General features: G+C 45.9%; 12 protein-coding genes. 11 read left to right on the top strand and 1 reads right to left on the bottom strand.

All coding sequences use genetic code 11. From position 1 onward, the window contains the following. The first annotated feature begins 19 nt into the window (after nt 1-19). The 11 genes from ASG85_RS05690 to ASG85_RS05645 all read left to right on the top strand — a co-directional run bounded on the left by ASG85_RS05690 (nt 20) and on the right by ASG85_RS05645 (nt 8,705). The gene (locus ASG85_RS05690) at nt 20-859 is read left to right on the top strand and encodes an endonuclease/exonuclease/phosphatase family protein (RefSeq protein ID WP_082587980.1); all 840 of its coding nucleotides are present in this window, start codon (nt 20-22) and stop codon (nt 857-859) included. Between the two features lie 65 nt (nt 860-924). Continuing rightward, entirely contained in the window at nt 925-1,554 is a 630-nt protein-coding gene (locus ASG85_RS05685; protein ID WP_060645611.1) for a 5-formyltetrahydrofolate cyclo-ligase, read from the top strand. 16 nt (nt 1,555-1,570) lie between these two features. Then, the gene (gene moaC / locus ASG85_RS05680) at nt 1,571-2,059 is read left to right on the top strand and encodes a cyclic pyranopterin monophosphate synthase MoaC (RefSeq protein ID WP_268796095.1); all 489 of its coding nucleotides are present in this window, start codon (nt 1,571-1,573) and stop codon (nt 2,057-2,059) included. A 111-nt stretch (nt 2,060-2,170) separates the two neighbouring features. Beyond that, nucleotides 2,171-2,662: a molybdenum cofactor biosynthesis protein B gene (locus ASG85_RS05675; protein WP_029197035.1), complete on the top strand. Its 492-nt coding sequence runs from the start codon at nt 2,171-2,173 to the stop codon at nt 2,660-2,662. 88 nt (nt 2,663-2,750) lie between these two features. Further along, nucleotides 2,751-3,764, top strand: a complete 1,014-nt coding sequence (locus tag ASG85_RS05670; protein WP_060645609.1) for a molybdopterin-binding protein — start codon at nt 2,751-2,753, stop codon at nt 3,762-3,764. A 180-nt stretch (nt 3,765-3,944) separates the two neighbouring features. Further along, on the top strand, nt 3,945-4,673 hold the full coding sequence (gene tatA, locus ASG85_RS39705; protein ID WP_063860169.1) for a twin-arginine translocase TatA/TatE family subunit: 729 nt from the start codon (nt 3,945-3,947) through the stop codon (nt 4,671-4,673). A gap of 70 nt (nt 4,674-4,743) precedes the next feature. After that, nucleotides 4,744-5,502, top strand: a complete 759-nt coding sequence (gene tatC, locus ASG85_RS05660; protein ID WP_060645608.1) for a twin-arginine translocase subunit TatC — start codon at nt 4,744-4,746, stop codon at nt 5,500-5,502. 228 nt (nt 5,503-5,730) lie between these two features. Continuing rightward, a complete protein-coding gene (gene groES / locus ASG85_RS05655; RefSeq protein ID WP_028553854.1) occupies nt 5,731-6,012 on the top strand; it encodes a co-chaperone GroES in 282 nt (93 codons plus the stop codon). A 94-nt stretch (nt 6,013-6,106) separates the two neighbouring features. Next, a complete protein-coding gene (gene groL / locus ASG85_RS05650) occupies nt 6,107-7,735 on the top strand; it encodes a chaperonin GroEL (RefSeq protein WP_056830967.1) in 1,629 nt (542 codons plus the stop codon). Nucleotides 7,736-7,945: 210 nt separating this feature from the next. Further along, nucleotides 7,946-8,122, top strand: a complete 177-nt coding sequence (locus ASG85_RS38715) for a hypothetical protein (protein ID WP_164484152.1) — start codon at nt 7,946-7,948, stop codon at nt 8,120-8,122. Nucleotides 8,123-8,135: 13 nt separating this feature from the next. Continuing rightward, nucleotides 8,136-8,705: a zeta toxin family protein gene (locus ASG85_RS05645; RefSeq protein ID WP_156396439.1), complete on the top strand. Its 570-nt coding sequence runs from the start codon at nt 8,136-8,138 to the stop codon at nt 8,703-8,705. Nucleotides 8,706-8,791: 86 nt separating this feature from the next. On the opposite strand, the gene ASG85_RS05640 is transcribed toward ASG85_RS05645, so the two are convergent. Continuing rightward, nucleotides 8,792-13,030, bottom strand: coding sequence for a sensor domain-containing diguanylate cyclase (locus ASG85_RS05640; protein WP_060645606.1), 4,239 nt, complete (start codon nt 13,028-13,030; stop codon nt 8,792-8,794). Between the last annotated feature and the right edge of the window lie 141 nt (nt 13,031-13,171).

The following is a 13,171-nucleotide window of genomic DNA, read 5'->3' as shown; positions in this document are numbered from 1 at the left end:
TTGGGTAGGGGATGGGTAAATGGTACTTTTGAGGCATGCTAAGTATATAGGCTATTCGTTCTTGCCCCTGCTTCTGTTGATATTACTATGTCAAAGAGTAACAAGCTCATCAGACATTGGGAGGCAGGCCATATCTGCAATTCCCGCGTCTAGTTCAACCACTTCCCCAGCAGCATTCACGATTATGACGTTTAATATCCACCACGGTGAAGGTTTAGATGGTAGAGTAAATATACATCGTATTGCTGATCTCATTCAAAATGAAAAAGCCGACGTCATCGCCTTGCAAGAAGTGGATCGGTATCGCTGGCGCAGCGGGTATGTGGATCAAGCGAAGGAATTGGCCGAGCTTCTTGGGATGGATATGCGTTTTGCACCTAGTTTAATCTATACGGCCGGGCAATATGGCAATGCGATTCTGAGCCGTTATCCGATTGAGGACAGCAGCTATACGCTGCTTCCAGGTAATAAGGAAACTAGAAGTCTGTTAGAGGTTAAAATCAAGGTTAATTCTGAATTTGTTCGAATAGCCACCACGCATTTGGGTCTTTCCAAAGAGGATCGAAGCCTTCAACTTGCGCGTATTTCAGAAATGGTAACAAAACACGATGATCCACTTGTTATCGCGGGGGATTTTAATATGGAATTAGACGCCATCCCGTTAAAAATAGATACAGCGAAGCTCACCAATGTGCCATTACGAGATAATGTGAAATCGACATTTGTGGATGGGAAAAGGATTGATTACATCTTTACAAATAGGAAGAATGTCGAATCTTCATGGGCGATTCCGACGATATTCTCGGACCATTTTCCCGTAATAACGCTCATTCGTCTGGGGTCTTCGGTGCGAGTATAGTTTTTTTCCTTGTTTATGTTAAAATGGGGGAAACCACTCCTCGTTAGGGAAGGGCTGAAGCTAGTATGAACATCCGAGAGCGGAAAATCGAATTACGCAAAGAAATGGAAGAACTGCGCTCCTCCATCATGTCTGAAGAACGTGAAGAGAAGCAGCAGCGCATAAATGAAAGATTAAAAAAACTATGCAGCGATAGGCTTCTTGTGCATGGACAGAATGAACCGTCCGCCCCGCCTACGATCATGAGTTATATGCCTTTTCGGTCTGAGCCGGATGTTGCCCCTCTGATGGAATGGTGTTGGCAGCAGGGAATTCGTGTGCTTGTGCCGAAGGTTGTAGCAGATACGAAGACAATGAATTTGCATGTCATAAGCAGCTATGAAGATGTGGAAAGCGGGGCATGGGGCATCAGAGAACCTCGCAGCGAGGTGCCGATTGAGCACGATTTGTCCACCTTATCTATGATCTTAGTGCCAGGGCTTGCTTTTGATTTGGATTTCGGTAGATTAGGTTATGGAGGCGGTTTTTATGATCGCTTCATGCAGCTATTTGGTGCGCGCGGGCTTAAGAGACCATTTGCGGTTGCGGCCGCTTTTGATAATCAATTGATTCCTGCGGTTCCTTCTTCCTGGCATGATTTCCGAGTTGACGGGATCGTTACCGAGAGCAAAATGGTCTTCAAATCAGAATCCTAAAACAGAGGTGAGTGCTTTGCCCGATTCTTCCCCATTAACCCATTTTAATGAGCAGGGACGAGCACGAATGGTCGACATTTCGGACAAAACAGAGACGAAGCGTACGGCTACTGCGCGTTCCACTTTAATTATGAAGAGCGAGACACTTGATTTAATTAGGCAGGGTAAAATGAAAAAAGGCGACGTCCTCGCCGTTGCGCAAGTGGCTGGCATCATGGCCGCCAAAAAAACGTCAGACTGGATTCCGATGTGCCATCCGATTGCGCTGACGGGCATTGATATTCAGTTTGCTGATAATGGCAACAATGAACTTTACATAGAAGCAACTGTCCGGACGACGGGTCCAACTGGCGTTGAGATGGAGGCATTAACTGCCGTATCCGCCGCCGCGTTAACCGTCTACGACATGTGCAAAGCAGTAGAGAAGGATATGATTATCAGCTCCACGCTGCTTGTCCTCAAAACAGGCGGCAAGAACGGGGATTTTCACAGACAAGATAGTTGACAGTGACGCGACTAGACAGATAAAGCAGTTTTTTTCATAGAAATAAAAGTCGACGATCACTCAGGTTAGTGGGGTTATCTCATTCAGTTAACAAGGGAGAGGTGACGAAGGATGCACTGGAAAGTTGCGATTTTGACAGCCAGTGACCGCGGTTACCGAGGAGAACGAGAAGACACTAGCGCTCAGGTAATCCGCGAGCTGATTGAAGAGGAAATTCAAGGCGAGATCATTGAATACCGGGTCGTTCCGGATGAGATGGATGAAATCATGGCTTCATTAATAGAAATGACGGATTATTATCAGGCAGATTTGATTTTAACGACTGGCGGAACGGGACTAGCCCCCCGAGATGTGACACCCGAAGCAACGCTCAATGTGATTGATCGAGTTGCGCCTGGTTTTGCAGAAGCCATGCGGATGATTTCGATGCAAAAAACGCGGAAAGCGATGCTTTCCAGAGCGGTATCCGGCATTCGCGGGCGCACGCTGATCATTAATTTGCCGGGCAGCCCCAAGGGCGTGCAGGAGAATCTGATGGCGATTATCGATCAGCTTCCGCATGCGTTAGGGATTCTGACAGGCAAAGAAGGTGACCATGGGTGAGCGAGTCAAGAGCCTTGTTAGGTGAAGATGCGAGTGTTGAATTATCGCTTATGAAGTGCATTGGGGTCAAGCAAGAAGGTGACCAAGGATGAGCAAACATGAATCCATGCTGCGCGAGGTTAAAGTCGAAGATGCCATCGGCATGATTTTGCCTCATGATCTGACTCAGATTTTGCCTGGCGAGTTCAAAGGGCGCCTGTTTCGCAAAGGCCATCAGGTGACGGAGGCCGATATTCCTGCGCTTCTGAGCATCGGCAAAGAGCATATCTATGTGATGGAGCTGCAGCCTGGCTACCTGCATGAGGATGATGCTGCGCTGCGCATGGCGCGGGCGATTGCTGGGGATGGGCTCACGCTGACGGAGCCGCACGAGGGCAAAGTGAACGTGAAATCGGCGATTCACGGCTTGATCAAGATCGATAAGGCGTTCGTCGACAGCGTGAACGCCATCGATGAGGTTGTGTTGTCGACGATTCGCAGCAACACGGTCGTTCAGGCAGGCGCTTCGCTAGTCGGCACGCGGGTGATCCCGCTGATTGTGGACGAAGCGAAGGTTATGGAGGTCGAGCGTCTGGCTGCCGCTCGACGTGAGGAGGGCTTCACCTTGCTTGAGGTGAAGCCGTTTCGCAAGCTGCGCGTCGGCGTTATTACGACAGGCAGCGAGGTCTTCAAGGGCCGAATCAAGGATAAATTCGGCCCGGTTGTGAAGGAGAAGGTCGCGCAGCTCGGCTCCGAGGTTGTAGACCAGCGGTTCGTGTCGGACGACAGCGAAGCGATTGTGGGTGAGATCCACGCGCTGCTAGCGCTGGGCGTGGATCTGGTTTTGGTCACGGGCGGCATGTCCGTGGACCCGGACGATCGCACACCGGGTGCGATCAAGCAGGCCGGCGCCCGCGTGGTCAGCTACGGCACGCCGATGCTGCCGGGCTCGATGCTGATGATCGCCTATCTGGGCGATGTGCCGATCATGGGCTTGCCGGGTTGCGTGATGCACGACCCGTACACGTCCTTTGATGTGCTGCTCCCGCGGATTTGCGCGGGCGAGACTATCGTGCGCAGCGACATTACGGAGATGGGGTACGGTGGGTTTTATCAGTGCTAGCTAATGCTACAGCTAGCGTCTTCCTTTTTAAAGCACATTCGGACATTTTACTGCATTTTGTGCATGTAATTGGGTGAATTTGTTTCTTATCTAGACTAGAGACTTCGTTGCCGATTTGTCTGTTTGCTAATTTGTTTTACGGTTTATTTGATGTCGCAACAAATGATGGAGATGAAGTCCATGTTTCAAAATATCGGTTTCACCGAGCTCTTATTAATAGCAGTCGTTGCTCTTGTCCTATTTGGACCGCAGAAGCTGCCCGAAATTGGCCGCGTGCTTGGGCGCACGATCAGGGATTTTAAGAAAGGCGCTCACGCCCTGCTGAACGATGAGCCTGAGGAAGCGCCAAAGCCGGCAGCCCAGGTCAAACCTGCTCCGCAGGTTTCGACTCAAGGCGAAGCAGCCTCGTCAAACGCTGTCGAAGCAGGTTCTCCTTCCGAGAGAGCGGCAGTGGCATTTGTAACGGCAGCTCCTTCATTAGTCAAAATGGCTGTCGAACCGAGTACAGCTACACCAGAAGTAGCGGAGTCAGACACTTCCGCGACTTCTGAGTCTGAAGCTGTCCATGCAGCTGTCCAGCCCGAGCAGGCAATGGCAGCAGCACCGGCTCTTACGCCATCGGTTGACGCCTCTTCTGCACAGTCGGGTTCGTCTGCTGCAACGGCAGCATCTGTCCCTACAGTTATCCCAACGGATGTTCCTTCTGCCTCACCGGCAGCAGTCTCCGCTGTGGAAGCACAGTCGGACACATCGGCGGCTCCTGCTCGGACGGATGCACCACCTGCTTCGCCGGCAGCAGTGTCCTCTGTGGACGCAGCACCTGCCTCCTCAGGGGTACCAGCACCGACAAGCACCCCCAGGGCGACGCCTATCACGCCGTCAAGCAACACGCGGCGTCTACCAGACTAGCCGCTTTCTTTTCAGCATAACAAGTGCTTCAGCCGTATAGGTTTGATCCACTAGATCAGGTTGGTGAAATATGACAACGAACGAAGAAATGTCACTCGTAGAGCACCTTGGTGAGCTGCGCAAACGAATCATGTGGGTACTGGTCGTCCTGGTCATAGGGATGGTAGGCGGACTAATCTGCGCGAAGCCGATCATTCGTTACCTCAAAAACATTCCGCCTGCTGACAGCATCAGTTGGAACGTTTTTTCCCCGTGGGATGCCCTGCGTTTGTATATGAATTTTGGATTGGCCGTAGGGATTCTAATTACCCTCCCGGTTATTCTTTATCATGTATGGGCGTTTGTTAAGCCAGGCTTGCGTGAGGCTGAGCAGAAGGCTTCGATCATTTATATTCCTTATGCGTTTTTGCTATTTTTAGTAGGTCTTTCCTTCGGTTATTGGGTTGTTTTTCCGATGGCTTTTTATTTTACTTCCTCCATTAGCCGGAGTCTCGAGATCACAGAGATGTATGGGGCGGCGCAATATTTTACATTCATGTTCAACATCATTCTTCCATTGGCCATTGTGTTTGAGATGCCGATTGTTGTGATGTTCCTCACGAAGATTCGTCTTTTGAACCCGAAGCGTCTGCACAAGTTCAGAAGATATGCTTACATGCTGCTCGTTATTTTAGCTACGGTTATCACGCCGCCGGATGCGATATCGGCTATATTAGTGGCTTTGCCGCTGATTGTTTTGTATGAATTTAGCGTCTTTATGTCTGGATTCATCTATCGCAAACAGTTGGCGAAGGATGCTGAGTGGGAGCGGGAGTTCGGTCCTAAATGATAAAACAGTCTGCGTAACGTGCAGGCTGTTTTTCTTTTTTCGAAGGGAATATTTGTTTTTCATTTGGGTAGAATGAGGGGGGTGTCCAAAAGAATGAAAAATGTGTAAAAGGACTTGCAAATTACTCCCAGAATGAGTATCATAAGAATTGTTGTTAGCACTAAACACATTCGAGTGCTAATAACCGAATACACCCATTACCAATTTTCTAAAGGAGGCTATTTTTCCATGATCAGACCGTTAGGTGATCGAGTAATCATTGAAGCCGTTGCGAAAGAGGAGACTACAGCAAGTGGCATCGTGCTGCCAGATACAGCTAAAGAAAAACCACAAGAAGGTAAAGTTGTAGCCGTAGGCGCAGGCGCGTTGAAAGATGGCGTACGTGTTCCGCTTGAAGTAAGCGAAGGCGACCGCATCATTTTCTCCAAATACGCTGGAACTGAAGTGAAATACGAAGGCCGCGAACTGTTGATCTTGCGCGAAAGCGACATTCTCGCTGTATTAGCCTAAATTTAGCAGGATATAGATCGGCAACACGTATATTTAGTTTTTCCGTATTACTACTTACTATGTACAGGTTCTAAATTAGAGGAGGTTTCCTATCATGGCAAAAGAAATTAAGTTCAGTGAAGACGCACGCCGCGCGATGCTTCGTGGGGTAGATGCTTTAGCTAATGCTGTAAAAGTAACCCTCGGTCCTAAAGGCCGTAACGTTGTTCTTGAGAAAAAATTTGGCAGCCCGTTGATCACGAATGACGGTGTTACGATCGCGAAAGAAATCGAGCTTGAAGATGCTTTCGAAAACATGGGAGCACAACTTGTTAAAGAAGTTGCTACCAAAACAAATGATGTTGCTGGTGACGGTACAACAACTGCAACGGTTCTAGCACAAGCTATGATCCGTGAAGGTCTGAAAAACGTAACTGCAGGCGCTAACCCAATGGTTATCCGCAAAGGTATCGAGAAAGCTGTTAAAGCGGCTGTAGAAGAGCTTCAAGCTATCGCGAAGCCAATCGAAGGCAAACAATCCATCGCACAAGTAGCGGCAATCTCTGCTGCTGACGAAGAAGTAGGCGAATTGATCGCTGAAGCTATGGAAAAAGTAGGTAAAGACGGTGTTATCACAGTTGAAGAATCCAAAGGATTCCTTACTGAACTAGAAGTTGTAGAAGGTATGCAATTCGACCGTGGTTACACTTCCCCATACATGATCACTGATACGGATAAAATGGAAGCTGTCCTCGACAACCCATACATCCTGATCACTGACAAAAAAATCTCGAACATCCAAGAAATCTTGCCTGTTCTTGAAAAAGTGGTTCAATCCGGTAAACAACTTCTGATCATTGCTGAAGATGTTGAAGGCGAAGCTCAAGCAACGCTTGTTGTTAACAGACTTCGTGGCACATTCACTTGCGTAGCTGTTAAAGCTCCAGGTTTCGGTGACCGTCGTAAAGCTATGCTTGGCGATATCGCTGCTCTAACTGGTGGTCAAGTGATTACAGAAGAGCTTGGTTTGGATCTGAAATCCACGACTCCTGACCAACTTGGTAGCGCGCGTCAAATCCGCGTAACTAAAGAGAACACAATCATCGTTGATGGCGCTGGCGACAAAAAAGACATCGGCGCACGTGTTACTCAAATTCGCGCACAATTGGAAGAAACAACTTCCGATTTCGATAAAGAAAAACTGCAAGAGCGTTTGGCTAAACTTTCTGGCGGCGTAGCTGTTATCAAAGTTGGCGCAGCAACTGAAACTGAGCTGAAAGAGCGCAAACTTCGTATCGAAGATGCTCTGAACGCAACTCGTGCAGCTGTTGAAGAAGGTATCGTTTCTGGTGGTGGTACAGCCCTAGTTAACGTGTACAACGCAGTAGCTAAAGTAGTAGCTGTTGGCGACGAGCAAACAGGCGTTAACATCATCCTGCGCTCCCTAGAAGAGCCAGTTCGCACAATCGCAGCTAACGCTGGTCAAGAAGGCTCCGTAATTGTTGAGCGCCTCAAGAACGAAAAAGTAGGCATCGGCTATAACGCAGCAACTGGCCAATGGGTGAACATGTTCGAAGCAGGTATCGTTGACCCTGCTAAAGTAACTCGTTCCGCACTTCAAAACGCAGCTTCCGTTGCAGCTATGTTCCTTACAACAGAAGCTGTTATCGCTGACAAACCAGAAAAAGACAAACCAGGCATGCCTGACATGGGCGGCATGGGTGGAATGGGCGGCATGATGTAATTTTTTACATCAGCCCATTAAATAGCTCTATTGAAAGGCTCCTTCGGGAGTCTTTTTATTTTAGAATCAAAGAAAATCACATTCCCGCGATACACAATAATCTCAACATTTAAATGGGTGACATGATGTAAGATCATTTTGTTGCAGATTACATTGATGTTAATGCTTATGGTACAATTAAATAAAATCCAGACAAGGTGGTGTACCTAAATGGAGCAAACTGAGGTTTTAAAAAAACTGATCAGAATGACAGGAGAACGAGCTAAAATTGATGCCAAAGCGAATGGCACCTATGTAGTATATAAGAATAACCAAAATCAACTCGTTAAAGAACATGCCAACGGAATAACAGAATTTTTAAAAGGTGAGGAATCGGGGCGTGCTTGAACCAGTACCGGTGATGTATGTTTTCGCTGGAAATAATGGAAGCGGAAAAAGCACGATTCGAAATCTAATCATCGATCGCTTAGGTGTTAGTGTCAATATTGACCCTGATTCAATAGCAAGGCGCATCGACGCTGTGAATCCCGAAAATTATAGGGTTTCAGCCGGAAAAGAAAGTATTCGTTTAGCTCGTGACTGCATTCTTCATAAGCGTGATTTCTCCATCGAAACCACTCTATCTGGCGGTCATGTACTTCGTCAAATGCAGGAAGCTAAGCAAAATGGGTTTCTGGTTACAATGTTTTATGTTGGACTGGGTGACCCGAAATTGAACATCGAAAGGGTAGCGGCACGAGTTCGAAATGGTGGACATCACATCCCTTCATCAGATATTTTGAAACGGCACGTTACCTCTATTCAAAATTTGCTAAAGCATCTCGAATTGATTGACCATCTATTTGTGATAGATAACAGTAATTTGGATGGTGAAATGGTGTTAGAAGTGGAGGGTACTATTAAATACAAAAAAGCTCCTCTTCCTAGTTGGGTGAGGCCTATAGAAAAATTAACCGACAAATATCAGTAGGAGCCTCGTAATACACCAAGCTTTCACTAATAGAAAAAAAAGACCCTTCACAAGTTCGCTTGTGAAAGGTCTTTTTTTGCTTGATTTCAATTCAGATCCCAAGCCGCAACAACCTTATTCTTCCCCGTCTGCTTCGCAGTAATCTCCGCCGTATCGGCCTGTTCAATCAGTTCCTCTATCGAAGTTGGACTGCAGAGCTCTAGGGAAGATACGCCCACACTGACGGTGATTTGGTAAGGGCGCCCGAAGGCAAATTCTCTCTCAATTTCGCCTCTCAGCTGATGGGCAATCTTGAGGGCTTCCTTCCCATCCGTTTTAGGTAAAATTAGAATAAGTTCCTCACCACCATAACGTCCAGCGATGTCACTTTTTCTTAGATTAAACCGGAAAATATCCGCGATTTCTCGTAAAACTCGGTCCCCTTCCGGGTGTCCGAACTCATTGACCCTGCGGAAATTATCGACGTCGATCATGATCACGGATAAGTCGAGGTTATAACGTCTAGAGAGATCGAATTCTTCCCTCAGCTTTTCCATGAAATAACCGCGTAAATAAAAGCCGGTCAGGTTATCAATCACCATCTCCCTATGCAAGAGAACGTTGATAATATGCGGTTTGATGAAAGAAAGAAAATGCTCCATATGTTGAAGCTTTGTTTTAGTCATACCATCTACAAAAACCTGGAGCGTAATAGCTTGATCACCTCGTTGAAAGAGAGTGAAAGTATGTGCCCAGCTATCTTCACTTCGGCTTTGATAGGCAATCAATTCATCGTGGTCTCTTAGACCCGAAGCTGTAACGAAAACCTTGTGTTTATAATGCAGCAGTTTGTAAGTGATGGCCAGTTGAATCACTGGGAAGTAGTCAAAAAGTGCCTTGGTTAGCCTCTGCATCGTTGTCATTAGATCCAAAGTTTCGGTAACCTGTTCACTGAGTTCGATAATGATTTGTAAATCCAAGGACAGGAGCAACCATTGCTCGCGGTCCGCAATCATTTTTTGAACAAAATCATCCTGCATAATAGCAGGTGATGCCGGGGCAAAGGTGGGCCGAATAACCCGTTCCATGCAAGCGGTCAAGTAGGGACGCCAAGTTTCCTTTTGAATAATCTGATAACCATTTAACGCCCGTCGCAAGTAAAGCATCGCATTTTGAACATCGCCCTCATACATGGACCTCTCTGCCGAAAGTCGATAATAATCAGGCCAAAAGATGTCAAAAGAGCATCGTTTGAGATAAGCTTCAAAGTTTTCGAACCAAATCCCCATATTCTCCGAGCGAAGTTCTAGGAGGAGCGTAAGCAACTCTCGATAAGCCCAACCAGCATACATGCCTGAGTTATTTTTCGAAATAAATTGTTCAAAAAGCTTGCAGGCTAGCTCCAGATTTCCCTCCCTAGATTGGAAAAGTGCGTCCAAGAAGAACGAGGTGTTCTCATGTTTCAAAAAGCCCGGGATGGTGATTGGTCGATTTTGACGGAAGGCGACATAACCTTGAAAAACGGACAGTAAAGCCAAACTCGACTCTGTGATTTGCTGCTCGAACAGGAGGGTTTCAAGTTCTTGAAACAGTTCCCACTGCTCCCATTCAAGTGCGTATAACAACTGATTCGTTAAATAAGTCTCGGCCAAATCCTTGCGCCGCAATTCGTCAACCTGCAGGACACGTTCTTTGTGATAGTGGTAGCTGGCCAAGTCTCCTTGATTTAATGAAAACTCCATGGCATTCAGATGGCCTACTTGTTCCTTGATCGTGTAGCCAGAGCGCTTGGCACCTTCAATCCCGCGATATACGTATGTATTGATCAGCTTATTGTTGCTCTGATAAGAATATAAATCATAAAGACGGAGCATGAGGTCCGTATGAGGTGACGTTTCCAAAAGCGGTTCTAACTTAGCTGCAATGGATAAAGCCCACTCCTCGGTTTCAGGAAAATGAATCAACATATTTATCGTATAATAGTTCGTGATTTCCGCAAAATGGCGAAGCGAAAGCAAATTTCTCTTTGGATAGACGAAATCGGTATAGAAGTCATGAAGCTTACGCACCTCTTCATCCTGTAGAGGGAAACAGAGATTACTGGTGTTGAGTAGAAATGCAGCCCGTACCCGGTCTTCTAATGCCTGACTTTCATCGAAAATAAAGGGGAACAGCTGCTCACGTAAAATATAAACATCCAAATCATTTTGCAAGATGCGTATATATATCCACCCGAAGCGATCCGTGATTTTACCTGTTCGTTCGTATACGGTTAGTGCCAATTGTTCGGAAAGAGCAAATTGGTTAAGCAGTAAATACATTCTACTTAGCAATCTGTCTAGGAAAATGAGATAAGGTCTTCCCAATTTTTCATATAAATATTTAATGCGTTCTAATAATTCAACCTTTTGCCCATAAGAGAGGAGGGAACGGATTTGTTTATAATATTTTAAAAGCAAATAATACTCTACTTTATACTCACTCGCTTGGCTGGACAGTGTGATAAGTTGAGGTAAACCAAGTGGACGGAATTGCTGCTGGTAGACCAGAGCTTTTTGGTAGTAAGACATTAGTTGAACTGCCGGCAGCTGCTGCAAGACCAATTCGGTAATTTCTGTTGAGATAAATAAGCTATCATTGTGACTGACATGAACAAGTCCAAGCTCTGCCAACTTCGTAACCGATGATAGGATGTTCCCTAAATCCACTTCGTTAGCCTTAAACAGGGAAAACACGCTTATTGGCATAGGCAAACAGCATAGGAGCCGTAATAGCTCTATTTCCTCTTGGTCCAAAAGTGAGATGCGCTTAGAAAACAAGTGAAGAGAGTGAAGCTTTTCATAATCAAGATGGAATGAAGTTGTTTTGTTCCAGCCCTTGTTGGTTAGATGAATACTTCCGGATAGAATAAGCTCCTCCAAAATGATGCGGCAGTGACTGAAGTTGATTTTTTGCTCATAAAACCAATTTTTCAACTCGGATATTAAGGTGGAATCAGCTCGTCCAAATTGTGAAGACAACAGCTGTTCATAGATCGCTAGGTCCGAATGATGGATTTCAAGCGTTTGAAAGGTAAGGCCAGTGAATTGAGAAGGTATCTTGCTGCCGCTGAAAATTACGTGCAATCCGGTCATCTCGTGGCCATGCTCCCGCCAAAAGTTGAGGAGAATAAGCTGGGAATCTTCATCGAAGTGTTCGCAGTTTTCAAGAATATAGAACATGTTTTGAACAGGGAACATCGGGATTACGGAAGATAAAAATTGATACAACCACTCGGTTAGCAAATAAAGGATATCGTCGCCTTCATAGTGCTTTTTAAGAAGCTGGTCAAATTTACGAGAAAGATTCCTCAGCATGGTAATTGATTCAGGAAATAAGCCATAAGCCAGATGTAAGGTTCGGGAGACCACTTCACGCAAGGTTGAGTAAGGAAGTCCTTGTGAGACAATCTTGAAGAAATAGCCTCTTTCTAACATCTCATTGACATTCTGAGTGTAAACATCAAATCGAATAGCCTCATCCTCACAAACGAGCCCTAATAAACGTTTCTTATTTGACTGTAAAAAATAACGAAAAAGCTTTTGATGCTCTTGCGTAATTGGCGCAGCGGCAGGGTGCAGCCATTGTGGGCTGCTATGGTAAATAAGCGGTTGCACCTGCTCAGGCAGTTGAAAGGCTGCTCGAATGATATCGGCAATCTCATCTGCGAATAACATAGTTTCTGGCTCAGTACGCAGACCCTCTGATAATTGCTGCAGGTTATTTGGCACGGAATCGGAGCCATAGATTGTATGAATCAGTAGATGGATAGCTTCAAAATCAGCAGCTCGGGAAAGAAGAAATCGCCGTGCATAACGTGGAAATGAAGTAAATGAAAAGTCCGTCAATAAATGATTAATAAATTCGATAGCGGAAGGGAAGGGCTGGACATCAATGATAATCGTTAACGTATGTGGATTGAAAAAAAGCTGCTCTGGCAGCAAGAAGCCCATATAAAACTGCTCTTCATGCAAAATGGAAAGCGCTCTACAAATGGAGATCAGCAATTTTCCTTTGGATTCATCACTTAAAGCAGCTTTTTCTATATGTGAAAACGGCAAATAGCCTTCTGGTAATGGACAAAGCTGAACGACGAGATTGCCCTCGACAAGCTTCCAATCCAGCGGCTGACGGAAATAATCTCCTTTAGCGGCTTTGGTCCAAGAGCGCAAACGAGTCTCGATTTGTTTTTCGTGGAAATAATTCCAAAGCTTATGATGGAGATACATCTCCGAATAATCAGGAGCATGAGAGTATGTTAAATGACGAAAGTCGGATTTCGTGTTTTGAGTTGTATGATTCATCATACTCCCTCCTCCTTCTAAGGTATGGGGATTCAAGCGCAGGGGATGGGATGATACCATTAAGTATATACCATTGTTCAATTGTACCAAATATATGAAGCAAAGGGGAGAGGCATCATAGTGCTGATAGCCTGCCTTTTTCGG

Source organism: Paenibacillus sp. Soil724D2, from assembly GCF_001427935.1.
Taxonomy (GTDB): domain Bacteria; phylum Bacillota; class Bacilli; order Paenibacillales; family NBRC-103111; genus Paenibacillus_E.
Note: the sequence above shows the minus strand (reverse complement) of the source record. Positions and strands in the feature narration are given on the sequence as shown.

Excerpts from the sequence above, each read along its gene's own strand:
- ASG85_RS05690 (WP_082587980.1), top strand. The coding sequence starts at position 20 with ATGGTACTTTTGAGGCATGCTAAGTATATAGGCTATTCGTTCTTGCCC.
- ASG85_RS05685 (WP_060645611.1), top strand. The coding sequence starts at position 925 with ATGAACATCCGAGAGCGGAAAATCGAATTACGCAAAGAAATGGAAGAA.
- ASG85_RS05675 (WP_029197035.1), top strand. The coding sequence starts at position 2,171 with ATGCACTGGAAAGTTGCGATTTTGACAGCCAGTGACCGCGGTTACCGA.
- ASG85_RS05670 (WP_060645609.1), top strand. The coding sequence starts at position 2,751 with ATGAGCAAACATGAATCCATGCTGCGCGAGGTTAAAGTCGAAGATGCC.
- tatA (WP_063860169.1), top strand. The coding sequence starts at position 3,945 with ATGTTTCAAAATATCGGTTTCACCGAGCTCTTATTAATAGCAGTCGTT.
- tatC (WP_060645608.1), top strand. The coding sequence starts at position 4,744 with ATGACAACGAACGAAGAAATGTCACTCGTAGAGCACCTTGGTGAGCTG.
- groES (WP_028553854.1), top strand. The coding sequence starts at position 5,731 with ATGATCAGACCGTTAGGTGATCGAGTAATCATTGAAGCCGTTGCGAAA.
- groL (WP_056830967.1), top strand. The coding sequence starts at position 6,107 with ATGGCAAAAGAAATTAAGTTCAGTGAAGACGCACGCCGCGCGATGCTT.
- ASG85_RS38715 (WP_164484152.1), top strand. The coding sequence starts at position 7,946 with ATGGAGCAAACTGAGGTTTTAAAAAAACTGATCAGAATGACAGGAGAA.
- ASG85_RS05645 (WP_156396439.1), top strand. The coding sequence starts at position 8,136 with ATGTATGTTTTCGCTGGAAATAATGGAAGCGGAAAAAGCACGATTCGA.
- ASG85_RS05640 (WP_060645606.1), bottom strand. The coding sequence starts at position 13,030 with ATGATGAATCATACAACTCAAAACACGAAATCCGACTTTCGTCATTTA.